At 68.6% G+C, this 24,885-nt stretch carries 11 protein-coding genes; 5 read left to right on the forward strand and 6 right to left on the reverse strand.

What is annotated here, in order from left to right; translation table 11 throughout:
• Positions 1-27: 27 nt before the first annotated feature.
• Complete coding sequence (locus tag ACZYYX_RS04940) at positions 28-10,968, reverse strand: SDR family NAD(P)-dependent oxidoreductase (RefSeq protein WP_463814807.1); 10,941 nt, start codon at positions 10,966-10,968, stop codon at positions 28-30.
• 117 nt (positions 10,969-11,085) lie between these two features.
• On the opposite strand from ACZYYX_RS04940, the gene ACZYYX_RS04945 reads away from it, so the two are divergent.
• The 4 genes from ACZYYX_RS04945 to pe all read left to right on the forward strand — a co-directional run bounded on the left by ACZYYX_RS04945 (position 11,086) and on the right by pe (position 18,516).
• Complete coding sequence (locus ACZYYX_RS04945; protein ID WP_463813318.1) at positions 11,086-12,507, forward strand: condensation domain-containing protein; 1,422 nt, start codon at positions 11,086-11,088, stop codon at positions 12,505-12,507.
• A 33-nt stretch (positions 12,508-12,540) separates the two neighbouring features.
• Positions 12,541-15,567 (forward strand): MMPL/RND family transporter, encoded by a 3,027-nt coding sequence (locus ACZYYX_RS04950; protein WP_463813319.1) that lies wholly within the window; start codon positions 12,541-12,543, stop codon positions 15,565-15,567.
• A 72-nt stretch (positions 15,568-15,639) separates the two neighbouring features.
• Entirely contained in the window at positions 15,640-17,352 is a 1,713-nt protein-coding gene (locus ACZYYX_RS04955) for an AMP-binding protein (protein WP_463813320.1), read from the forward strand.
• A 42-nt stretch (positions 17,353-17,394) separates the two neighbouring features.
• The gene (gene pe, locus ACZYYX_RS04960; RefSeq protein ID WP_463813321.1) at positions 17,395-18,516 is read left to right on the forward strand and encodes an acyltransferase PE; all 1,122 of its coding nucleotides are present in this window, start codon (positions 17,395-17,397) and stop codon (positions 18,514-18,516) included.
• A gap of 7 nt (positions 18,517-18,523) precedes the next feature.
• On the opposite strand, the gene ACZYYX_RS04965 is transcribed toward pe, so the two are convergent.
• On the reverse strand, positions 18,524-19,171 hold the full coding sequence (locus ACZYYX_RS04965) for a GAP family protein (protein ID WP_463813322.1): 648 nt from the start codon (positions 19,169-19,171) through the stop codon (positions 18,524-18,526).
• Positions 19,172-19,276: 105 nt separating this feature from the next.
• On the opposite strand from ACZYYX_RS04965, the gene ACZYYX_RS04970 reads away from it, so the two are divergent.
• Positions 19,277-19,753 carry a flavin reductase family protein gene (locus ACZYYX_RS04970; protein WP_463814808.1) on the forward strand — a complete coding sequence of 159 codons (477 nt, stop codon included), beginning with the start codon at positions 19,277-19,279 and terminating at the stop codon, positions 19,751-19,753.
• A 244-nt stretch (positions 19,754-19,997) separates the two neighbouring features.
• On the opposite strand, the gene ACZYYX_RS04975 is transcribed toward ACZYYX_RS04970, so the two are convergent.
• The 4 genes from ACZYYX_RS04975 to ACZYYX_RS04990 are packed head-to-tail and all read right to left on the reverse strand — an operon-like array spanning position 19,998 to position 24,885.
• A complete protein-coding gene (locus ACZYYX_RS04975) occupies positions 19,998-21,734 on the reverse strand; it encodes an acyl-CoA dehydrogenase family protein (RefSeq protein ID WP_463813323.1) in 1,737 nt (578 codons plus the stop codon).
• Between the two features lie 30 nt (positions 21,735-21,764).
• Complete coding sequence (locus ACZYYX_RS04980) at positions 21,765-22,142, reverse strand: hypothetical protein (protein ID WP_463814810.1); 378 nt, start codon at positions 22,140-22,142, stop codon at positions 21,765-21,767.
• A 56-nt stretch (positions 22,143-22,198) separates the two neighbouring features.
• Positions 22,199-22,954: a succinate dehydrogenase/fumarate reductase iron-sulfur subunit gene (locus ACZYYX_RS04985; protein WP_046361589.1), complete on the reverse strand. Its 756-nt coding sequence runs from the start codon at positions 22,952-22,954 to the stop codon at positions 22,199-22,201.
• 2 nt (positions 22,955-22,956) lie between these two features.
• Positions 22,957-24,885: a fumarate reductase/succinate dehydrogenase flavoprotein subunit gene (locus tag ACZYYX_RS04990; RefSeq protein WP_463813324.1), complete on the reverse strand. Its 1,929-nt coding sequence runs from the start codon at positions 24,883-24,885 to the stop codon at positions 22,957-22,959.

The raw sequence follows: 24,885 nt of genomic DNA on the forward strand, positions 1-24,885 counted from the left end.
GGTCACGACGTCGGAATTCCGTTCGATTTACCCGGACTGCTCTGCCTCAGCCGGTGGTTCCGCGTCGGGCAGCTGGCCCACCAGGTACTCGGCCAGCCCGCCGATCGACGGGTAGTCGAACACCGCGGTCGCGTTGATCGTGAAGGCGCCACCGAACTGGCTGTGCAACCGGTTCCGCAGCTCGATCGCCATCAGCGAATCCGTCCCCAGGTCCAGGAACCGCGCCGACGCCGCGGGCGGCTGTGCCAGGCGCAGGAAGTTCTGCACCTCGCGCTGCAGGAACTCGGTGACGAAGCCGGCCCGCGCAGGCACGGGGATCTCCTGCAGCTGGCGCAGCAGCTCACTGTCCCCGGTCACCTCGCCGCCGTCGCGCGGCAACACCAGGTCCAGGATCGGCGGACGTGCCGCGCCCAGCACCTTGGCCGCGCGCTGCCAGTTGGCCTTGATCACCGTCGCCTGCCCGGTCCCGTTGGCCACCACCTCGGCCAGCGCCCCGAGCGCGGCCGAGGGTTCCAGCGGGATCAACCCCTGGGCGCTGATGTTCGCGCTCGCCGCCTCCGACGACGCCATCCCGCCCCGGCCCCAGGGGCCGAAGTTGACGCCGGTCGCCGGCAGGCCGGCAGCGCGTCGCTGGGCGATGAGGCCGTCGAGGAACGCGTTGGCGGTCGCGTAGTTGGCCTGGCCGGGGGAGCCGAACACACTCGACACCGACGACGACACGATGAAGAATTCGAGGTCGTCGTCCCTGGTCAGCCGATCCAGATGAGACGCGCCGAATGCCTTCGGCGCCAACGTCGTCCGGAACCGGTCGAGATCCAGACCGGACAGCAACGCATCGTCGAGCACCCCGGCCAGATGCAGGACACCGCCGAGTGGTGGCAGCTCGGCACGGATGTGCCCGAGTAGCCGGCGCACGTCCTCTTCGTCACCGATATCGGCGGTGACGACGTGCACGCGGCAGCGATACCGCTCGGTGATGTCGTCGATGAGTGCCTGGGCTTCTGTCGACGGGGCACGGCGGCTGGTGAGCACCAGGTCACCCGCGCCCAGCTGAGCCAGGTGCGCTGCGGTGTGGAGCCCGATCGCACCGAGCCCGCCCGTGATCAGATAGGTCCGATCAGGCTGCGGCTGCAACGGGGTCGGCATCTGCAGCACGATCTTGCCGATGTGGCGGGCCTGCTGCATGCGCCGGAACGCGGACCTCGCCTCGGTCAGCGGGTAGATCTCGGCGGGCAGCGGTGTCCACTCGCCCTGGGCCAGCCCGTCGGACACCTCGGTGAGCAGATCGCGGATGCGATCGGGCTCGGTGAACATGACCGTGTCCAGCGCGACGATCTCGTAGGCGATGTCGGGGCGGGCGGCAGCCATCTGCTCGGTGGTCCAGATGTCGCGCTTGGCGATCTCGGCGAACCGGCCGCCCTGGGCCGTGGCGCGCAGCGTCGCGTCGATGAATCCTTCGCTCGTCAGGCTGTTGAGCACCACGTCCACGCCGGCACCGTCGGTGTCGGCCAGGATCTGGTCGGCGAATTCCGTTGTGCGCGAGTCATAGACGTACTTCACGCCCAGCCGGCGCAGCGTGTCCCGCTTGAAGGTGCTCGCGGTGGCGTACACCTCGGCGCCGCAGCGCTGTGCCATCTGGACCGCCGCCAGGCCCACGCCACCGCTGGCGGCGTGGATCAGCACCTTGTCGCCGGGCTTCAGCTGCGCCCAGTCGAACGACAACCGGACCGTCAGCGCGGCGGCAGGGATCGTCGCGGCCTCCACCGCGCTGATGCCGTCGGGAATCGGCGCGAGGAACTGGCCGGGCACGTTGAACCGGCTCGCGAACGCGCCCTGCATGGAGCCGTAGACGCGCTGTCCCACAGCGAGTCCGGTGACACCGTCGCCGAGCTGGGTGACCGTGCCGGCGAAGTCGCCGCCGATGGCTCCTGGATCGCCGGGGTAGAGGCCGAGCACGTTGAGCACGTCGCGGAAGTTCAGCCCCGCGGCCTCGACGCGCACCTGGACGTATCCGTCGGCGGCCGGGTCCACCTCGGTCTCGGTCAGCCGCAGGTTGTCGATCGCGCCGCGTTCCGTGGGCGCCAGCACGTAGTCGCTGGATCGTGGGACGCTCAGGTGACCGCCGCGGGCCCACGGCAGCAACCGCGATGCCAGCAACTTCCCTTGGCGGACGGCCACTTCCGGCTCGTCGACGGGCTGGGCCACCAAACCGGCCAGCACCGCGACCGCCTCAGCCGAGCCGTCGCAGTCCACCAGGCGGGGCCGCAGCGCCGGTTCCTCGTTGACCGCGGTACGCCCGAAGCCCCACAGGGCCGCCTGCACCGGGTCGACCGGTTCGCCCGACTCGCAGGCGACGGCCCGCTCGGTGACGATCCAGAGACCGTGAGGAAGTTTCACTCCGGTTTCGGAGCCGCTCTGGACCGCGTGCACGGCGCCGAGCAGGTCGGTGATCTCCTGCTCGAGACGGACGTCCACCGCGCCTGTCTGCGGCCCGGCTGCTCGCCAGACCACGCCGGAGAAGCCGGCACCACGCTGTTGCGCCTCGATCAGCACCTGGCCCAGCGGTGTCGTATCGGTGGCCCGATCGAGCGCGAGCGCCCCGGGAACCGCAGCCGCGAGCTCGGCGAAGTTGGCGACCAGCCAGGTTCCGCTCGGCGATACCGCATCGGTGTCCGGCTTGGCTTCTGGGACTGGCACCTCGTGCCAGCCCACGGTGTAGAGCAGCCGGCTGGTGTCGCCGCCGAGCCCCCGCAGTAAGGCCTCGCGGGGGGCGCGCTTGACCGTGAACTCTCGGATTCCGCCGAGGCGGTTGCCGTCACGGTCGACGAAATCGAGGTCGAACACCTGGGTTTCGTTGTCGAGAGCGTTCTGGTGCCACGTCGCGCGGCAGTAGAACCGCCGAGGCATCGGCTGCGTCACGGAGACCTCGCCGTATCGCAGCGGCAGGAAGAGGTCGGAGACGCCCTGTTCGGCCGCCAGCAGCGCCGGGAAGGCGGGAAACGCGACGCCGGTGCAGAGGTCCATCAGCACCGGGTGCATCGGTTCGCTGCCGAGATGCTCGGTCAGTTCCTCGCCGACCAGGATGTCGCCGATCGCTTCACCGTCGCCGAGCCACAACGACTTCAACGAACCCGACCAGTTCGGGCCCCACGCCAACTCGAGGTCGGCGAAGGTCTCGAACAGTTCCTGCGGCCGCATCCGGGTGAGCCGCTCGAGTGCGTTCTCGACTGGATCGCTGTCGGGGCCGCCGCCATTTACTGCGGCGTCCCGCCCGGCGATGACCGTGCCCTCGGCGTTGAGCGACCATTCAGCCCCCTGCTCGCCGTAGGCGCGGCTGTGCACCTGGAACGACCACTGGCCGGCGTCGGCCGCCGGATGCAGGGTCAGCTGCACTTCCCGAGAGGCCTTCTCCGGCAGAATGATCGGCTCGTAGAAGAACACGTCGGTGGCGCGTGCCGGGGCATCGACGGCGGCCAGCGCCATCGCCGCATACGTCGCGCCGGGCACGACGACGGTGCCGTAGATGACGTGGTCGGACAACCACGGCTGAGTCTTGACCGACAGCCTGCTGGTGTAGATCGTGTCGCCGTTGGCCAGATCCTTTTCAGCGCCCAGGATGCCCGACCCGACGGCTCCGCCGCCGTCCATCGCGATCGCGGCCGTCTTCGGCCAGAAGCGTCGGTGCTGGAACGGGTAGGTGGGCAGTTCCAGCACCTGACGACCCCGGTGCGACACCGCGGCGAAGTCGGGTCGGTGGCCCGAGACGTACACCCCGGACAGCGCGTCGGCGATCTGGCGCTGATCGCCGACACCCTTGCGCAGCGACGCGATCGCCCGCGGCGCCGGCATGTGCTCGGGCCAGACCTGCACGGCCGCGCCCGTCAGCACCGGCTGAGGGCCGATCTCCATCAGGACCGAGCATCCCAACGCCGCTACGGTGCGCACGCTCTCCGCGAACTGCACGGGTTGGCGGGAATGTCGACGCCAGTACTCGGCATCCAGTGTGGCGTGACCGGTGAGCACCGCCCCGGTCCGGTTGCACACCAGCGGCAGTGTCGGGCTGGCGAAGTCCAATTGGGCCGCATAGGACTGGAACTCGTCGAGAACCGGGTCGAGCAGCTCGGAGTGGAACGCGTGGCTGGTCTCCAGCCAGGTGCACCTGATGCCGTCCTCGTTGAAGGTGGCGACGATCTGCTCGAGGTCCTCGCCGGGCCCGGACAGCACGGTGTTGGGGCCGTTGTAGGCCGCCACCGACACCCGCGGATGGCCGCCGGCGGCTTGTTCTACCTTGCCGGCGTCGGCGAAGACCGCCACCATCCGGCCGCCCTCGGGCAGCTCGCCGAACAACCGACCGCGCTGAGCCATCAGCCGGGCACCGTCGGCCAGGCTGAACACCCCGGCCACACACGCCGCCGCGTACTGCCCCACGCTGTGGCCGAGCACGACGTCGGGTTCGATGCCCCACGACTGCCACAGCCGGGCCAACCCCATCTCGACGGCGAAGAGCGCGGGCTGCGCGAACGACGTGTGTCGCAAGCGCTTTCCGGCCTGGCCCCCGGTCTCGCGATCGGTGGCGAACAGCACCTCGAGCAGCGGGGTCGGGAGAAGGTCATCGATCGCTGCCGAGCATTCGTCCACGGCGGCGGCGAACACGGGCTGCGTCTGGTACAGCTCACGCGCCATGCCCGGATACTGACTGCCCTGGCCGGTGAACAACCACGCCGTCGTGGGGCGATGCGTGTGCTCGCCGCGAACGACCCCGGGCCGCAACCGGTTCGCAGCCAGGTCGGCCAGACCAATACGGGCGTCGGCCACCGACTCGACCACCAGCGCGGCGCGATGCTCGAAGTGGGAGCGTCCCGTCCCGGCGGTCAGACACACGTCGGCGATGTCGGCCTCGGGATGGGCGCTCACCCACGCCTCGTACCGCTGCGCCAACGCCACCAACGCTTCCGGCGACCGTGCGGACAGCGGCAGCACGCTCACGGTGTCGACGGGGGCTGTCTCCGGCTCCGGAACGGCCACCGGCGGTGCCTCTTCGACCAGCACGTGGGCGTTGGTCCCGGTGAAGCCGAACGAACTCACCCCGGCGCGCCGCGGCCGGCCCTTGGCCTGCCACGGTGTCGCGTCCCCCAGCACCTGCACCGGGAGGGTGTCCCACGGGATGTGCGGGGACGGGGTGTCGAAATGCAGGCTCTTGGGCAGCATCTCGTGCTGCAGGGACAGCACGACCTTGATCAGACCGGCTGCACCCGAAGCGGATTCGGTGTGGCCGATGTTCGTCTTCACCGATCCCATCATCAGTGGCGCGCTGCGTGAGTCACCGTAGGCGGCCGCGGCGGCCTGCACCTCGATCGGATCGCCCAGTGGGGTGCCGGTGCCGTGGGCCTCGAGGTAGTCGACGTCCGCGCCGGTGAGACCGGCCCGGGCGAGAACCGACCCGATCAACCGTTGCTGGGCGCCACCGTTGGGCACGGTCAGCCCGCTCGAGGCGCCGTCCTGGTTGACGCCGCTGCCGGCGATGACGGCACAGATCGGATCCCCGTCGCGCTGGGCGTCGCTGAGGCGCTTGAGCACCAGGACACCGCAGCCCTCGCTGCGCACGTACCCATCCGCCGACGCGTCGAAGGTCTTGCACCGGCCCACCGGTGAGAGCATGCGGGCCCGCGAGGCCGCCACCGTGGTCACCGGGCTCAGCAGCACGTTGACGCCACCGGCGACGGCCAGGTCGCAATCGCCGGACTGCAGGGCCTGGCAGGCCTGGTGCACGGCCACCAGCGCCGAGCTGCAGGCGGTGTCGACCGCGACGGCGGGACCTTCGAGGCCGAGCGCGAAGGCAACCCGGCCCGAGATCGCGTTGAGCGCGTTGCCGGTGATGAAGTGCGGTTGGATCTTGTCGATGGACTCCGCCGACAGCAGGTGGGCGTACTCGTTGGCGGCGACGCCGGTGAACACGCCGGTGCGGCTGCCGCGCAACGATGCAGGTGACAAGCCCGCGCGTTCCAGGCCCTCCCAGACGGTTTCGAGCATCAACCGTTGCTGCGGCTCGATCCAGACGGCCTCGCGGGGGGAGATGCCGAAGAACTCGGGATCGAATCCGTCGATCCCGTCGAGGAATCCGCCGAATCGCGAGTAGATCTTGCCCGGGGCGTCCGGATCGGGGTCGTAGAACTCGTCGATGTCGAAGCGGTCGTCGGGAACCTCGCGGATCGCGTCGACGCCACCGGCCAGGACGTCCCAGAACGCCTCCGGGTCGGGGGCTCCGGGGAACCGGCAGGACACCGCGACGATCGCGATCGGCTCATCGCTGCGGGCGGCGGGGGCGACCGTCGCCGCCCGGGCGGCCGGCGCGTCGGTGAGGCCGAGTACGTCGTCGAGCAGGTAGTCGGCGACGGCATCGATCCGCGGATGATCCATGGCCAGGGTCGCCGGAATGGGTTGACCCACGCCGGTCTCGATGCGGCCACGCAGTTCGACGGCCATCAGGGAGTCCATGCCGATGTCGAAGAAGCCGGCGTCCTCGCGGACCTCTGCCACATCCACCCGCGTCACCTCGGCCACGGCGTCACGCAGGTAGTCGATCAGCAGTCTGCGGCGCTGTTGGACCGGCGCGTTGGTGAGGCGCTTGACCAGCTCGGTGGGGCCGCCGGCGGTTGCAACCGAGACCTGCTGTGGCAGTTCTCGATCGAGCTCGGTGAGGAAGCCACGTCGACCGGTCTGCTCGTAGAGAGGCAGGAAACGTGCCCAGTCGACGCGGGCCACCACGGCCTGGGCGCAATTCCCGGCACAGGCGTCGGCGAGGCCGGCCAGGGCATCGGCGGGCGACAGTGTGATGACGCCGCGCTCCTCGAGTCGAGCGCGGGCCTGCGCATCGGCCATCCCTGCTGACCCTGTCGATGCCCATGGCCCGAAGTTCACAGCTGTGGCCCCGACACCGCGATCACGCAGCCGCCAGGACAACCCGTCGAGGAAGGCGTTGGCGGCGCCGTAGGCCGTCTGCCCGAAGCTGCCCCATACCGAGGCGATCGACGACGTGCTGATGAAGAAGTCCAGTGCCAGATCACGGGCCGCTTCACTGAGATGCCATGCACCCCAGACCTTTCCGGCAAAAACCCGGTCGATCTCGGTGTCGTCCTGAGCGCTCATCGGGCTGGCGCCGATCTCCCCGGCCGCGTGCACGATGCCGGCAAGCGGCGGACGGTCGGCACGTGACGCGAGCAGCTTGGCCACGCCGTGGGCGTCGGCGACGTCGGCGGTGGCGACCTCGACCTGGCAGCCGTACCGCTCGGAGAGTGCGGCGATGCGCGCGCCGGCGGCCTCGCTGGGCGCGCGGCGGCTGGTGAGCAGCAGATGCCTCGCACCGTGGGCGGCGAGGTAGCCGGCGATCTCCAGGCCGATCGAGCCCAGCCCGCCGGTGACGAGATACGTCGCGCCGGAACGGATGGGCAGGGCGTTGGTGACCGGCTGCCCGGTCCGCCGGGTCAGTCGGGGCACGTGCAGGCCGTCGGCGCGGATCGCGAGTTGGTCCTCGCGGACGCTGGTGTCAGCGGCGCTGATCCGACCGATCAGCGCCGACCATTCTTCGGTGGTGCCGGCGCCCAGGTCGGCGAGCCCACCCCACAGCTGAGGGGCCTCGAGGGCCGCGGCGCGGCCGAAGCCCCACAGGCAGCTCTGATGCGGGGCGACGACGTCGCCGTCGGTGACGTGGAGCGCGCCGCGGGTCAGTACCCAGATGGGTGTGCGGACGTCGGCGGCCACCGCTGCGCGGAACAGTCGGCGAGTTCCCGGCAGCACGCTGTGCTGCATCCGCAGCAGCGACTGCATGGAGAACCCGGCGTCGTCGAGCGCGCCGACGTGCAGGATGCGCAGGCCGGGATCGGCCGCGGCGTCGCGCATCGTCTCGGTGAAGGCGGCCTCATCGGCGTCGGTCAGGGGCAGCCCTACGGTGCGGTACCGGTGTCCGCGGGCAGTCAGCAGCTCCGTCAGTGGGCGGATCACCTGGGTGTCGTCACCGATGACGAGCCACGAGGCCGCATCCGTGACGTCGGAACCCGCGGACGGGGCAAGCTCCCAGCGGATCTCGTAGCGGGCGTCGGTGATCGACTGCGCGTCGCGTTGCTGATTGTGGTGCGCGGCAAGCTTGGTCAGGATGTCGCGGGCGAGCGGGTCGTCTGCGGAGGAGCCGAGCAGCGCTGCGAGTTCGTCGATGCGGCCGTCTTCGAGGAGCCCGACGGTCGCCGTGCGCGGACCGCCGGCCTGCTGTGCTTTCGGCTGCTCGTCCTCGTCGCGGAACCAGTAGCGGCGATGCTCGAACGGGTAGGTCGGCAGGTCGAGTACGCGTGCGCCGGCGGGTCGGATGGCGCCGAAATCGGGCTGGTGGCCCAGCACATAGGCGTCAGCCAGTGCTTCGTGGATCTGCCGACGGTCTGCGACCGTGGGCCGCAGCGAGGCGATCACCCGCGGCGTGGTGGCCGGGTCGGGCCAGGCGGTCAGGGCGGCGGCGGTCAGGACAGGCCGGGGCCCGATCTCCACCAACACCTTGCAGTTCATCTCCGCCAGCGTCCGGATGCTCGCGGCGAACTGGACGGGCTGACGGGCGTGGCGGCGCCAGTACGCACCGTCGAGGCTGGTGCTGCGGCCCAGTGCCGTGCCGGTGCGGTTGTCGATGAGGATCCGTTGCGGCGCACCGAACGTGAATTGTGATGCTGCGGCCTCGAATTCGTCGAGGATCGGGTCGAGCAGCGCCGAGTGGAAGGCGTGGCTGGTCTCGAGCCAGTCGCAGCGGATGTTGTCGGCGGTCAGCGTCGCGACCGCTTTCTCGAGATCGGCTGCGGGGCCGGACAGCACGGTGTTGGCGCCGTTGTAGGCGGCCACCGACAGTGTCGGGATGTCGTCGACCACGGCCTCGACCCGGTCGGCGGACGCGAAGATCGCCGCCATCCGGCCGCCGGCGGGCAGGCTGCCGAAGAGCTTGCCGCGCAACGCCATCAACCGGGCGCCGTCGGCCAGGCCGAACACCCCTGCCACACATGCGGCGGTGTACTGCCCGACGCTGTGGCCGAGCACGACGTCGGGCTGCAGACCCCACGACTGCCACAGTCGGGCCAGTCCCATCTCCACGGCGAACAGGGCGGGCTGGGCATAGGACGTCTGCCGCAGGGCCTCCTGCGCGTCCGTGCTGTCCGTGTCGTTGCCGATGTCGAATACGACATCGAGGAGCGGGGTGTCGAGCAGGTCGGCGACGGCATCGGCGCACTCGTCCACAGTCGCGGCGAACACCGGCTCGGAGTCGTACAGGTCGCGCGCCATGCCGGGGTACTGGCTGCCCTGCCCGGTGAACAGCCAGGCCGTCTTGGGAACGTCGTGGGCCTCGCCGCGCACCAGCCCCGGCGCAGGTCGGTCGTCAGCCACGGCGGCCAGCAGCTCCAGTGCGGCGTCGCGGGAGTCGGCCACCAGCGCAGCCCGGTGCTCGGTGTGTGCGCGGGCCCCGCCCGCGGTGAAACAGACGTCGGTCAGCGTCGCCTCGGGATGCGCGGTCCACCAGTCGCGGTACGCGCCGGCGAGTGCCCGCAGCGCGGAGGGGGTGCGAGCCGACAGCGGCAGCAGCTGCGGGCCCTCGGCCACCTCGTCCTCGGTGCCGGTGTCGAGCAGCGGGGCTTCCTCGAGGATCACGTGTGCGTTGGTGCCGGCGAAGCCGAACGAACTCACCCCGGCGATGCGCGGCCGGTCCTGGCGGGGCCAGGGTGTCGCCGACGTGACCACCTCCACGGGCAGCCGATTCCACGGGATGTGCGGCGACGGGTTCTCGAAATTCAGGTGCCTGGGCAGGGTTTCGTGCTCGAGGGAGAGGATCACCTTGATGACGCCCGCGATGCCTGCGGCGGCCTCGAGGTGTCCGATGTTGGTCTTGGCCGAGCCGATCAGCAGGGGCCGGTCGACCTCGCGACCCTCCCCGAGCGCGGCGCCGGCGGCCTGTGCCTCGATCGGATCGCCCAGCGAGGTCCCCGTGCCGTGGGCTTCGAGGTAGTCGACCTCGCGGGGGGCGACGCCGGCGCGACGCAGCGCTGCACCGATGACGCGCTGCTGGGCGACGCCGTTGGGAACGGTCAACCCGCCGGAGGCGCCGTCCTGGTTGATCGCGCTGCCACGGATCACCGCACGGATGTGGTCACCGTCGCGCACCGCGTCCTCGAGCCGCTTGATGACGACGATCCCGCAGCCCTCGCCGCGCACGTAGCCGTCGGCGGCGGCGTCGAACGTCTTGCACCGCCCGTCGGGGGCCAGCATGTGCGCGTTGGAGAACGTGATCATCGTGGCCGGGGTCAGCAGGACATTGGCCCCGCCCGCCATTGCGAGGTCGCATTCGCCCAGCTGCAGCGCCTGGCAGGCCTGGTGGATCGCAACCAGCGAGGAGCTGCACGCGGTGTCGACGGCCACCGCGGGCCCCTGCAGGCCCAGTCGGTAGCTGATCCGGCCGGCAGCGGCCGCATTGGACGTCCCGATGGCCATGTAGGCCTCGATCTCGGGATAGTCCAGTTGATCGGACAACATGCCCAGGTAGTCGTGGGTCGCCAACCCGACGAACACGCCGGTGTCGCTGCCGGCGAGCGACGACGGCGCGATGCCCGCATGCTCGAGCGCGTGCCACGAGGTCTCCAGGAGCAGGCGGTGCTGCGGATCCATCTGCCGCACTTCGCGGGTCGACATCCCGAAGAACGGCGCATCGAAGCCGGTGACGTCGTCGACGAACCCGGCCCGCCGGGTCGCCACCTTGCCGGGGGCGCCGGGCTCGGCGTCGTAGAAGGCTTCGGCGTTCCAGCGGTCCGCGGGCACCTCGGAGATGGCGTCGCGGCCCTCGTGCAGCAGGTCCCAGAAGGCGTCGGCGTCCGGCGCCCCTGGCAGTCGGGCTGCGTACCCGATGACGGCGAAGCGTGCTGCCGGCTCGTTCGGATGTGCAGCGGAGACCATGCCGCTTTCCCCCCTCATCAGCGGTGAACTTACTCGGCGGTCAGATTAGCGCGCGCATCATGCACAATGTCATCCGAACGTCATGTTCGATAGTGGGTCAGTGGGGAGGACGGCGCAGTGCGCATCGGCAAGATCACGGTTGGCGCACTCGACGAGTGGTCGGTCGCCCCAGGTTCGGTGACGTCCTGGCACCCGACGCCGGCGTCGATCGAGAAGGCGCGCCGTGCGCCCGTCAGCCCTGTGCCCGTCAGCTACATGCAGGGCCAGCACCTGCGGAACTACCGCGAACGCGCCGCCGCCGGGCTCAACTTCTCGCGCCAGATCATCGCCAGCTGCGACGTCGCCGGCCAATGCGACGTCGCGGCGATGGACCATGCGGTGAACAACTACCTCCGGCGGCACGACACGTTCCGCAGCTGGTTCGCCCCCACCGAGGACGGCACGTTCATCCGGCATGCCCTGACCGATTCGGCCGACATCGAGTTCGTCCCCGTCGAGCACGGCCACATGACGATCGAACAGATCCACGCGCACGTCATCGACATCCCCAGTCCGCTGGAGTGGGGATGCTTCACGTTCGGCGTCATCCAGGGCGAGAACCACTTCAGCTTCTTCGCGTCGATGGACCACGTGCACGGTGACGCGACGCTGATCGGCACCACGATGATGGAAGCCAACGGCATGTACTCGGCGCTCAGCGCGAGTGGGCAGGCGCTGCAGCTGCCCGACGCCGGCAGCTTCGACGACTTCTGCGTGCGTGAGCGTGAGTACACCGATTCGCTGGACACCGACTCGCCCGGCGTCGCGGCGTGGCTCGACTTCGCCGAGAACAATTCCGACGGCTTCCCGGAGTTCCCGCTGCCGCTCGGCGATCCGGAGCAGTCCACCCGCAGCACGATGACGTCGCTGCTGCTGATGGACAGCGCGCAGACCGATCGCTTCGAGGCGGCCTGCGCCAGTGCAGGGGCCCGGTTCGTGGGCGGGCTGTTCGCCTGCCTGGCGCAGGTCGAGCACGAGCTGACGGGGGCGCTGACGTACTACGGGCTGACGCCGCGCGATTCGCGCAGCGCGTCGGACAACTTCATGACCCAGGGCTGGTTCACCGGGCTGATCCCGATCGTCGTACCGATCGGCGCCGCGTCGTTCCCCGACGCGGCCTGGTCGGCGCAGTCGGCCTTCGACGCCGGGCTGGCGATGGCCAAGGTGCCCTACTACCGCGTGTTGGAACTGGCGCCTTGGCTGCGCTGGCCGCAGGCGAACTTCCCGGTGACGAACTTCCTGCACGGCGGCGCGGCACCGATGAACGCGATCCTGGCGGCCGGTGAGATGGGGCTCGCCGACAACATCGGCATCTACCCCGATGGCCGGTACTCCTACCAGCTGACGATCTACATCTTCCGTTACGGCGAGGGCACGGCCATGGCGATCATGCATCCGGACAACGCCGTCGCGGCGAAGTCGGTCGATCGCTACATGGCGGCGATGAAGTCGGTGGCGACGCGGGTCGCTGACAGCGGCCAGTGGGGACGCGTCGCTTAGCGTGGGGTACGGCGAGGGTTCGGGGGTGACGACATGGGGCGGCTAGCCGGTCTGGTGGTGCGCTTTCCCTGGGCGGTGATCGCCGTCTGGGTGGCATTGGCCGTGGCCCTGCCGCTGAGTTTCCCCTCGCTGAACGAGATGGCGCAGAAGCACCCGCTGCAGATCCTCCCGGCGGATGCGCCGTCGAGCGTCACCGCCACGAAGATGGCCGACGCGTTCAAGGAGCCGGGGTCGGACAACCTGCTCGTCCTCGCGTTCATCAACGAGTCCGGACTGGTCCCGGCCGACGAGGCCGTCTACCGCAAGGTCGTCGACGCGCTGCGCGACGACGTCACCGACGTGGTGTCAGTGCAGGACTTCGTCAGCACCCCCCAGCTGCGCAAGTTCCTGACCAGCGAGGACAAGACCACCTGGGTGCTTCCGGTGACGCTGGTCGGGGAGCTGGGCACCCCGCGCGCCTACGAATCGTTCAATCGCGTCACCGACGTCATCTCCCATGCCGCGCCGCCGCGCGGGAGCCCGCTGACGGTGCACATCACCGGACCAGCCGCGACGGTCGCCGACCTGACCGTCGCTGGCCAGCAGGACCGGCTGCCCATCGAACTCGCGATCGCGATCCTGGTGCTGACGGTGCTGCTGGTCGTGTACCGCAACCCACTCACGATGCTGCTGCCGCTGATCACGATCGGTGCCTCGGTGCTGATCGCGCAGGGCGTGGTCGCCGGCTATTCGCACCTGACCGGCGCGGGGGTGTCCAACCAGTCGATCGTGTTCCTCAGCGCCATCCTCGCCGGCGCCGGTACCGACTACGCGGTGTTCCTGATCAGCCGATATCACGACTACATCCGCGACGCAGGCTCGAACGACAAGGCCTCCGTCGACGACGCAGTCACCCGCGCGATGATCTCCATCGGCAAGGTGATCACCGCGTCGGCGACCACGGTCGGCATCACGTTCCTGGCGATGAGCTTCGCGACCATGGGCGTGTTCAAGACGATCGGGGTCTCCGCGGCGATCGGGGTGGCCATCGCCTTCCTGGCCGGGCTGACGCTGCTGCCCGCGATCATGGTGCTCGCCGGGCCGCGGGGTTGGATCGGACCGCGCCGGGAGCTGACCGCACAGATGTGGCGACGCTCGGGCATTCGCATCGTGCGCAGACCGGTGCCGCACCTGATCGCCAGCGTGCTGGTGCTGGTGCTGCTGGCCAGTGCGGCCGGGTTCGCGAAATTCAACTACGACGACCGCAAAGCGGTCTCCCCGTCGGCGTCGAGCTCGGTCGGCTACGCCGCGCTGGAGCGTCACTTCCCGATCAGCCAGTCGATTCCGCAGTACGTGCTGGTGCAGTCGCCGCGCGACCTGCGCTCACCGGCGGCGCTGGCCGACCTCGAGCAGATGGCGTCGCGGATCGCGCAGCTCCCTGACATAGGACTGGTCAGTGGTGCCACCCGCCCGCTCGGTGAGGTGCCGCCGGAGTTCCGGGCCACGTTCCAAGCCGGCATCGTCGGTGACCGGCTGGCCGACGGTGCGGCGCAGATCGGGGAGCGCCGCGGTGACCTCAACCGGCTCTCCGGTGGCGCGGACACGCTGGCCGACAGCCTCGGCGAGGTGCGCGCCCAGGTCAACGACATCGCCCCGAGTCTGAAGGGCCTGCTCGACACGATGTCCTCGATCCGTGTCCAGTACGGCGGTGACAAGCTGGTCCGCGACGTGTCCACGGCCGCCAAGCTCGTCGACAGCGTCAACAAGCTCGGGCTGTCGATGGGCGTGAATTTCCGTGCGGTCAAGGACATGTTCGCGTGGATCGGGCCGGTGCTGACCGCGCTGCAGGGCAATGCCGTCTGTGATGCCAACCCCTCCTGCGTCGACACCCGTGCGCAGTTCCAGAAGCTCGCCGACGCGCGCGACGACGGCCGGGTCGACGAGATCAACCAGCTGGCCGGGCAGCTGCAGGGGGTCGACGACAAGGGCAATCTCACCTCGACGGTCAACCAGCTCAACACCATGTTCACCAAGCTGACCAAGACCATTTCCGATCTCGGTCTGGACAGCCCGTCGGGGGCGCGCTCCGGGGTGAACGAGTTGCAGCGCAACGCCAACCGGCTCGCCGACGGCAGCCGGCAGGTGGCCGGGGGCGTGGACCAGTTGGTGGAGCAGATCCAGGTCCTGGCAGCAGGCCTCGACCAGGCGTCGACGTTCCTACTGACGATGCGCAAGGACGCGGGCGCCTCGTCGATGGCGGGCTTCAACATCCCGGCCGAGGTCCTGGCCGCGCCGGAGTTCCAGAAGGCGTCCGCGGCGTACATCTCGCCCGACGGCCATTCGGCGCGCTACCTGGTGCAGACCACACTCAATCCGTTCAGCCCCGAGGCGATGGACCAGGTCAACGCGATCAACGACGTCGCGCGCGGCGCGCAACCCAACACGATGCTGGCGGACGCCACGATCTCGATGGGTGGCTATCCCGCCGCACTGCGGGACACCCGCGACTACTACGAGCGCGACATCCGGTTCATCATCGTGGTCACGTTGATGATCGTGCTGCTGACGCTGATGGTGCTGCTGCGTTCGCTCATCGCGCCGCTGTATCTGGTGGCCTCGGTGGTGCTTTCGTATTTCGCCGCGATCGGCATCGGGGTGCTGACGTTCCAGTACCTCCTCGACCAACCGTTGCACTGGACGGTTCCGCCGTTGGCGTTCGTGGTGCTCGTCGCGGTCGGCGCGGACTACAACATGCTGTTCGTGTCCCGGCTGCGGGACGAATCGCCGCACAGCGTGCGCTTCGGCGTGATCCGGACGCTGGGGTCGACGGGCGGGGTGATCACCGCGGCCGGACTGATCTTCGCGGCATCGATGGCCGGGCTGCTGTTCTCGTCCATCGGCATCGTCGTGCAGGGCGGTTTCGTGATCGGCGTCGGCATCCTGCTGGACACCTTCGTGGTGCGCACCATCACGGTGCCCGCGATCGCCGCCCTGGTCGGGAGGGCCAACTGGTGGCCGTCCCGGGTGACGGCAGCGACGTCGGGGGCGACGTCTGGCACCGAGAAAGCGGAGGCGGTCTGACGTGTCGCGAGGTTTCGCGCCGACGGGCGCGGTGTGTGAGACTACGACGACGGTCGGTCGGGGGTTGAGATCATGACGCACACAGGACTGTCGTCTGTGTTGTCGATGCTGCACGGTCGGGCCTCGATGCGCCCCGACGGCACCGCGTTCACCTTCACCGACTACACCGATGACCCGGCGGGCCGCGCGCAGACGCTGACCTGGTCGCAGCTGTCGCGCCGCACGATGAGCGTGGCCGCGGAGATCGCCGCGCACGGCGCCACCGGCGATCGCGCGGTGATCCTCGCACCGCAGGGTCTGGAATACATCCTGGCGTTCCTCGGTGCGATGCAGGCGGGGCTCATCGCCGTGCCGCTGCCGCTGCCGCACCGGGGTTCGAGCCACGACCGCGTCAGCGCGGTGTTCGACGACACCACACCCGCGGTCGTGCTGACCACCTCGGCCGTCTCCGCCGATGTCCGCGACTACGTCGAGCAGTCACGGCTGGACACTGTTCCCATACTGCTGCACGTCGATGCCATCGACCCGCACGCCCAGGGCGCGGTGTTCAGCCCGCCCGCAGATCCGCCGGACACCGCCTATCTGCAGTACAGCTCGGGGTCGACGCGGCTGCCGACCGGCGTGATGATCTCGCACCGCAACCTTTCGGTGAACTTCGAGCAGTTGATGCGCAACCTGTTCGCCGGGCGGGACACCACCGGCCTGACGATCGTGTCGTGGCTGCCCTTCTACCACGACATGGGCCTCGTCCTCGGGGTGTGCGCACCGATCCTCGGCGGCTTCCCCGCTGATCTCACCAGCCCCGTCGCGTTCCTCGAGCAGCCGGCCCGTTGGATTCGTGCGCTGGCCCGCAACGAGCGTGCGTTCTCCGCAGCGCCGAATTTCGCGTTCGAGCTGGCTGCCCGCAAGGTCACCGACGCCGATCTCGCCGGGCTCGACCTCGGCCGCGTGCTGGGGATCATCAACGGCGCCGAACGTGTCGATCCCGCTACGCTCGAGCGCTTCTCGGATCGGTTCGCGCACTTCAACTTTCGAGACAACATGCTGCGACCCTCCTACGGCCTGGCCGAAGCCACCGTGTTCGTCGCATCGGGGGTCTGGGACGACTCCGCGGACGTGGATCGGTTCGACACCGATGCGCTGTCGGCCGGCCGGGTCGAGCGGTGCGGGTTGGGCGGGTCGGCGCTGGTCCGTTACCAGCTGCCGTCGTCACCGGTGCTGCGCATCGTCGACACCGACACGGGCGTCGAATGTCCGCCCGATGTGGTGGGTGAGATCTGGTTGTGCGGTGACAACGTGGCTGCCGGCTACTGGAGTCGCTCCGCCGAAGAGCAGCAATGCTTCGGGGCGGCCATCACGGCGCCCTCGGCCGACACGCCCCCGGGGCCGTGGCTGCGCACCGGCGATCTCGGATTCGTCCATGACGGCGCGCTGTTCATCGTCGGCCGGATCAAGGATCTGCTGATCATCCGCGGCCGCAACCACTATCCCGAGGACATCGAGGCGACCGTCCAGGAGATCACCCGTGGCCGGGTCGCGGCAATCTCGGTTCCGGTGAACAGCACCGAAAAACTCGTCACTGTGATCGAACTCAAGAAGCCAGAAGATTTGCATGAGGTGAAAAGCACTGTGACTTCGGCGATTTCGACAGTGCACGGGCTGAGCGTCGAAGACCTCGTGCTGGTGCCACCCGGCTCGATCCCGACGACGACGAGCGGCAAGGTGCGACGCGCGGCCTGCGTCGAGCACTACCGGACCGATCAGTTCGAGCGATTGGACGCCTGAGTGTCGCAACGAGAGAACAACGGGGCCCATCCGGGAGTGACCGTGCGCAGAGCGCTGGCATCGATCACCGCATTCATCACGGTCGGGGTGGCGGGTGGTGTGGGCCCGGGTATCGCGAGTGCGGATGAGCCGCCACCGCCGCCGGCCCCACCCGGCACACCGGTGCTGGGAACGCCGGGCCGGGCGTACGCCCTCGGTGGCGCCCATGTCCTCGGCATCCCGTACGACGAATACATCATGCGCACCGGCGCCGACTGGTTCCCGGGGCTGGAACGTCAGATCGTGGACTACCCCGCCGGGCAGGTGCAGGGCCACACCCTGGAGCGGTTGTTCCCCGGTATCGGCGCGTTCGGTGAGCGCTTCGTTCCGGGTCTCGGTCTCGACGGCCCGAGCATCGGCGAGTCGGTCGACATCGGCACGCCCAACGTCGTCAACGCGGTACGCCAAGGTGGCCGCGGCACAGCGATCGGGCTGTCCGAGGGTGCGATGGTGCTCAACGACGTCCAGGCCAAACTGGCCTACGATCCCGCCGCCCCGCCACCGGATCAGCTGAGCTTCGCGATGTACGGCGATCCGGTGGGCAAGCACGCGTTCGGCGAGAGCTTCCTGACGCAGAACTTCCCCGTCGGCAGCGTGGTGCCGTCCCTGGATTACCGCATCCCGGCGCCGGTGGAGAGCCAGTACGACACCTATCAGTTCGTCTCGGCCTACGACAGCATCGCGGACTGGCCCGACCGGCCGGACAACTGGATGTCGGTGGCCAATGCGATCGTCGGGCTGGCCACCGGGCACACCGCGGTCGCGTTCACCACGCCGAGCAACGTCCCGCCGCAGAACATCCGGACGACCGTGAACTCTCGCGGCGCGAAAACGACCACGTTCATGATCCCCGAGGAGCACCTCCCTCTGGTGTTGCCGTTCAAATACCTCGGGGTGGACAAGAAGACCTTGATCGAACTCGACAAGGTGCTCCAGCCCTACGTCGACGCCGGATACTCCCGCAACGACGATCCGGCGACCGCGCCGATCACGGTCGACCCGGTGAACGGGTACGACCCGGCGGCGGTGACAGCTCCTGCGACCCAGGCGGCGTTCGGCGGCGGCTCCGATCCGGTGTCCCAGCTGCTGGCCGGGTTGCAGTACGTGGTGAACCACCAGGGCTGAAGCCCCGCTACAGCCCCGCCAACCCGACCACGACGAGGACACCGCCGACGGCGGCCACCAGCGCGGCGACAGCCCGCCGGCCGCCCGCTCGGATACGTTCGTGCACCGACATCAGCGTGGCCCGCGTGCGCTCCGGGGCGACCAGGTAGGCCAGCAGGGGCAGTTCCACCAATGCGAACGCCACCACGTTGAACATGATTAGCGCACCGAGTTGCACGGACGCTTCGGCGCCCGAGGTCACGATCAGGGCCAGTGCCGCAAGGTAATCGACCGACGGCAACGCGATGCCCAGGCCGGCGGCACCGGCGATCCACAGGGAACGCCCGCCCAGCAGGCGCCGGACGCGGGCGATGACGGGTCCGTCGGTGGCCGGGAGCCGGCCGATCACTCCCACTGCGATCAGCGCCGCATTGGTCAGCACGATGGCGCCCACGATGATCTGTACGACGGGCAGGGTGAATCGCGCGGAATCCAGCGCGGGCCGCAGGACGAAGAGGACCGCCACCCCCACCACGGTGCCCATGAGGAATCCGCCGGTCAGGAACGCCAGCAGTTGCAGCGCGGGTCGCGGGCGGTTCACCATCACGACCGTCATGCCGATCCGGAACGGCTCGAGGCTGACCGCGAGAGCCATCAGCAGGAGCGGAATCCACATGATGGCGTCAACTTACCGTGGGGTTGTACTCAGCCGGATTCTCATCGTGGCGTCGCGTCGCGGCCACGTGTGAAGATGGGAGGGATGAGCAGACGACACGCGGACATGGATCTCAGTCCATCGTCGCTACGGGAAGCGTTCGGCCATTTCCCGACCGGTGTCATCGCGATCGCGGCGGAGCTGGACGGCACCCGGGTCGGGTTGGCGGCCAGCACGTTCGTGCCCGTGTCCCTGGACCCGCCGCTGGTGTCGTTCTGCGTGCAGAACACCTCGACCACCTGGCCGAAGCTCGTCGAGGCGCCCTACCTGGGTATCAGCGTGCTCGGCGAGGCGCACGACGCGGCCGCGCGCACTCTGGCCGCGAAGACGGGAGACCGGTTCGCCGGGCTCGAGACCGCATCGACCGAGCGTGGTGCGGTGTTCATCGAAGGCACCAGCGTGTGGCTGGAGAGCTCCATCGAGCAGCAGGTGCCTGCCGGCGACCACACGATCGTGGTCCTGCGGGTCAGCCGGATCACGGTGCATCCGGAGGTGGCGCCCATCGTGTTCCACCGCAGTACGTTCCGTCGGCTGGGCGCCTGACGGCCGTTCAGGGACGAGCGCTCAGTTCCTCGCGATAGTGCCGCACGCGCTGGTCGAGTTCGGCGGCATCAGCCGTCCGGCCCTCCCGGCGCGCGAGGTCCGCTCGGCTGCTGATCTCACGGATTGCTGTTCGAATGTCGTTGACACTCAACGGTTGATGTAAAGACACGGCGCTGCCTTTCGACGCTGACTGGCTGCTGGCTGCGAGCGTACCCCCGCGGAGTGGGCTGAACCAGGAACCGTGCTAGGGATTCATCTGGTAGACACCGTCGTAGGCAGCCACCTCGTCCCAGATCCTGTCGAAGCGGGCCGAGTCGGTGACGGGTTTGCGGATCGCCGAGAGCGCCCACGCCTGCTGCGTCTCGGTCGAGCTGGGTTTTCCGTGCAGCGCGACGGCGTACGCCGAGAAGTCGCGAACCATCACGTCGAAGATCTGGTCGGTCAGGTCGGCGTCGAGACCGGTCAGTTCGGCCTGCTCCAGGATCAGCTGGCCGTAGACCACGAGCGAGAAGAGGTGGCCGACGACGAGAACGAAGTCCAGGTCGCTCTGCTGGGCCGCATCAGGCGCCGCGGTGGTCAGGAACTTCTTGAACGCGGTCACCTGTTCGTAGAACCGGCCCACGTTGGCGATGCCGACATTCCGCTCGTAGACCGGCACCCAGTCGGCGAACTGCACCTTCGACGCGCCACGGGCCGGGCCCTGCGACCAGAAGAACACGTCGTCGGCCGGGTCGTCGCGGGTGCCGATCTCGGGATAGGAGGTCGGGTTGAACATGTAGTTCGGCATGAACTTCAAGATCTGCGCGACGTTGACGTGCACGGTGCCCTCCAGCCGCGGCAGCGCACCGATGAGCCGGACGACCTGACTGAAGTAGGTGTTCTTCTCGAACCCCTTGGCGGCCAGGATATCCCACAACAGCGTGACGACCTTCTCGCCTTCGGAGGTCACCTTCGACTTGGTCACAGGGTTGAACAGCAGGTACCGGCGGTCCTCAGGGCCCGCGCTGCGGAAGTAGTCGATGGCGCGGTCGCTGAACAGCTTCATCGCCAGGATGCGGGCGTAGGCGTCGACGAAGCTGGCCCGCACGTGCGGGAAAATGGTAACCGGGTTGCCGTAGAGGATGCGGTTGTTGGCGTGGGTGATCGCCTCGTAGAAGGCGTGCTCGCACATGCCGATCGAGCCGCTGCACAGGTTGAACTTGCCGACGTTGACGGTGTTCAGCGCGGCCGAGAACGCGTCGGGCCCGGTGACCAGGATGTCCTCGTCGTAGACCGGGTAGTCGTGCAGCGCGAACGTGCTGACGAACATCTGGCCGTGCACGACGTTGCCGATCAGCTCGTAGTTCTCGTGCGAGCTGTCGACCACGAACCAGACGTAGCCATCGCTGCCGTCGACATCAGTGCGCCGCCCGAACACCGACACCATGCCGGCCACGTTGCCGTTGCCGATGTAGTACTTCTCCCCGGACGCCCGGAACAGCACGCCCTCGCTGTCGCCATCGGCCGCAGGAGTGAGCACCATGTCGGTGTTGTAGATGTCGGCGCCGTGTTCGCGCTCGGACAGCGCGAAGGCCATCACCTCACCGGCCTCGAGCTGCGCGGCTGCCTTCTCCTTGGCTTTGACGTTGTCGCTCTGCCAGATCGGGCCGAGGCCGAGGATCGTGACCTGCTCGGCGTACCAGTAGGACAGCCCGTAGAAACCGAGGATCTCGCTGAGCACGGCATTGCGCGAGGTGTCCCACCGCTTGTCGGGGTCGCCGCCGGCGAACTCCGAGGGCGTCAGGAACGTCGCGAACAGCCGCTCGCGCTTGACGAAGTCGAGGAAGTCCGACACCCAGGCCGCGTCGAGGTCGTCGCGCAGCAGCCGCGTCTTGCCGCGCTCCTCGAACCAGTCGATCAGTGCCTGCAGCTGGCGGCGCGACTCCGCATCGAGGCGGTCGGAGTCGAAGGTGTGAGGGTTGAGCAGACGCGCAATCGGCATGCGTGCCAACGTAGCGCCCCCGGCTGCCGCTCAGGCGTGAACGTCGCGAAGACCGACGGCGTTGCGCAGCCCGGTGCAGTTCACGCAGCCCACGCACCCGATGCAGCCGTCGCAGCTGACACATCCGACGCAGGCTCGGCAGCGCGCACAGTCCACGCACGCGAGGCACGCCAGACAGCCTCGGCAGGCGATGCAGAGCACCGCCAGCACGCACCCGGCGATGGCCGCGCTGCCGGCTGTGGCGATGGAGCCGGCGACGCCCGCGCTCCCCGCGGTCCCTATCGCTCGTACGACCGCAGCGCTACCGGCCGTACCCACCGAGGCGACGACGCCGAGACTGCCCACGGTGCCGATGGAACCCGCGACGGCGGCGCTGTTGACGGTCCCGATCGACCCGGCGACGGCCACGCTGTCCGTCGTCGAGATCGACCCCGCGACAGCCCGGCCGTCGGTCACGTCCGGGGCTACTTCCGCCTGAACAGCTTGTTGCCGAGCCACACCACCGGGTCGTACTTGCGGTCTGCCGCACGCTCTTTCATCGGGATCAGCGCGTTGTCGGTGATCTTGATGTGCTCGGGGCACACCTCGGTGCAGCACTTGGTGATGTTGCAGTACCCGAGGCCGTTCTCCTCCTGGGCCTGCTCGGCACGATGGCCGTGTGTGTCGAGCGGATGCATGTCCAGCTCGGCCTGGCGCATCAGGTACCGCGGGCCGGAGAACGCCAGCTTGTTCTCCTCGTGGTCACGGTTGACGTGGCAGACGTTCTGGCACAGGAAGCACTCGATGCACTTGCGGAACTCCTGCGACCGGTTCACGTCCTCCTGTGCCATCCGGTACTCGCCCGGCTGCAGATCCTTCGGCGGCGTGAACGACGGGATCTCCCTGGCCTTCTCGTAGTTGAAGGACACGTCGGTCACCAGATCGCGCATCACCGGGAACGTCCGCAGCGGGGTCACCGTGACGGTCTCGTCCTCGCCGAAGGTCGACATGCGCGTCATGCACGCCAAGCGCGGACGGCCGTTGATCTCCACCGAGCACGATCCGCACTTGCCGGCCTTGCAGTTCCAGCGCACCGCGAGGTCACCGGTCTGGGTCTGCTGCAGGCGATGGATGATGTCGAGCACGACCTCGCCCTCGTTGACCTCGACGGTGTAGTCCTTCAGTTCCCCGCCGGAGGCGTCGCCGCGCCAGACACGCATCTTCGCGTTATAGGCACCCATGGTCAGCCCTTCCGTTGCGGGTGTTCGAGGAGTTCGTCGTCGGTGTAGTACTTCTCGAGCTCGGAGAGTTCGAACGTCTCCAGCAGGTCCGGCCGCATGGTGGGCTGACGCTCCTTGGTCACACCGACGTTCGGCACCACGGGATCGTCGCCGTCGCTGGAGCAGACCAGCAGGTGGTTGCGCCAGCTGGCGTCCATCGTCGGGAAGTCGTCGCGGGTGTGGCCGCCACGGCTCTCGGTGCGGGTGATCGCCGACTTGGCCACCGACTCGCTGACCAACAGCATGTTGCGCAGATCCATCGCCAGATGCCAGCCCGGGTTGAACTTGCGCTCGCCCTCGACCTTGACCCGCTTGTACCGATCGCGCAGCTCAGCCAGCTTGTCGAGTGCCTCCTGCATCTCGTCGGCCTTGCGGATGATGCCGACCAGGTTGTTCATCGTGTCCTGCATGTCCAGCTGCAGCGTGTACGGGTTCTCCGGCGCCGAGCCGTCGGCCGGACCGTCGAACACGGCCAGCGCCATGTCCTTCGCCGTGTCCAGCGCGTCCTGCCTCACTGTCGGCCGTTCGGACATCGCGCGCACGTAGTCGGAGGCGCCCAGTCCGGCGCGGCGGCCGAAGACCAGCAGGTCGGACAGCGAGTTGCCGCCCAGCCGGTTGGAGCCGTGCATCCCACCGGCGCACTCACCGGCGGCGAACAGCCCCGGCGTCGCGGCCGCGCCGGTGTCGGGATCGACCTCGATACCGCCCATCACGTAGTGACAGGTCGGCCCGACCTCCATCTCGTCGGTGGTGATGTCGACCTCGGCCAGCTCGATGAACTGGTGATACATCGACGGCAGACGGCGCTTGATCTCCTCCGGTGTCATGCGAGAGGCGATGTCGAGGTACACGCCGCCGTGCGGAGTGCCGCGGCCTTCCTTGACCTCGGTGTTGATCGCGCGGGCCACCTCGTCGCGGGGCAGCAGGTCAGGGGTGCGGCGCGCCGAGTCGTTGTCCTTGAGCCATTGGTCGGCTTCTTCTTCGGACTCGGCGTACTGGCCCTTGAAGACGTCGGGGATGTAATTGAACATGAACCGCTTGCCTTCGGAGTTCTTCAGCACTCCGCCGTCACCGCGCACGCCCTCGGTGACCAGGATTCCCTTCACCGACAGCGGCCAGACCATGCCGGTCGGGTGGAACTGGATGAACTCCATGTTGATCAGCTTCGAGCCGGCCCGCAGCGCCAGCGCGTGCCCGTCCCCGGTGTACTCCCACGAGTTCGAGGACACCTTGTAGGACTTGCCGATTCCGCCGGTGGCGAGCACCACCGCGGGTGCTTCGAACAACACGAAGTCGCCGGTCTCGCGGTAGTAGCCGAACGCGCCGGCAACCTTGCCGTTGTCGAGTATCAGCTCGGTGATCGAGGTCTCGTGGAACACCCGGATGCGCGCCTCGTAGTCGCCGAGTTCGCGCTTGTCCTCCTGCTGCAGGGAGACGATCTTCTGTTGCAGCGTGCGGATGATCTCCAGGCCGGTGCGGTCACCGACGTGGGCCAGGCGCGGATAGGTGTGGCCACCGAAGTTGCGCTGGCTGATCTTGCCGTCCTTGGTGCGGTCGAACAATGCACCGTAGGTCTCGAGTTCCCACACCCGGTCGGGTGCTTCCTGGGCGTGCAGCTCAGCCATCCGCCAGTTGTTCAGGAACTTGCCGCCGCGCATGGTGTCACCGAAGTGCACCTGCCAGGAGTCCTTGGTGTTGACGTTGCGCATCGCCGCCGCGCAGCCGCCCTCGGCCATCACCGTATGAGCCTTGCCGAACAGCGATTTGGTCACCACCGCGACGCGCAGACCTCGTTCCCGGGCCTCGATCACCGCGCGCAGTCCGGCCCCGCCGGCCCCGATGACGACGACGTCGTATTCGTGGCGTTCCAGTTCCGCTTCCTCCGAAGCCAT

The sequence above is a fragment of the Mycobacterium sp. IDUB_1 genome (assembly GCF_055419625.1).

Bases quoted from the DNA above. Each gene is read 5' to 3' on its own strand.
- ACZYYX_RS04950 (WP_463813319.1), top strand. From the start codon at position 12,541: ATGGGGCGGCTAGCCGGTCTGGTGGTGCGCTTTCCCTGGGCGGTGATC.
- ACZYYX_RS04940 (WP_463814807.1), bottom strand. From the start codon at position 10,968: ATGGTCTCCGCTGCACATCCGAACGAGCCGGCAGCACGCTTCGCCGTC.
- ACZYYX_RS04970 (WP_463814808.1), top strand. From the start codon at position 19,277: ATGGATCTCAGTCCATCGTCGCTACGGGAAGCGTTCGGCCATTTCCCG.
- ACZYYX_RS04955 (WP_463813320.1), top strand. From the start codon at position 15,640: ATGACGCACACAGGACTGTCGTCTGTGTTGTCGATGCTGCACGGTCGG.
- ACZYYX_RS04990 (WP_463813324.1), bottom strand. From the start codon at position 24,885: ATGGCTTCGGAGGAAGCGGAACTGGAACGCCACGAATACGACGTCGTC.
- ACZYYX_RS04965 (WP_463813322.1), bottom strand. From the start codon at position 19,171: ATGTGGATTCCGCTCCTGCTGATGGCTCTCGCGGTCAGCCTCGAGCCG.
- ACZYYX_RS04985 (WP_046361589.1), bottom strand. From the start codon at position 22,954: ATGGGTGCCTATAACGCGAAGATGCGTGTCTGGCGCGGCGACGCCTCC.
- ACZYYX_RS04975 (WP_463813323.1), bottom strand. From the start codon at position 21,734: ATGCCGATTGCGCGTCTGCTCAACCCTCACACCTTCGACTCCGACCGC.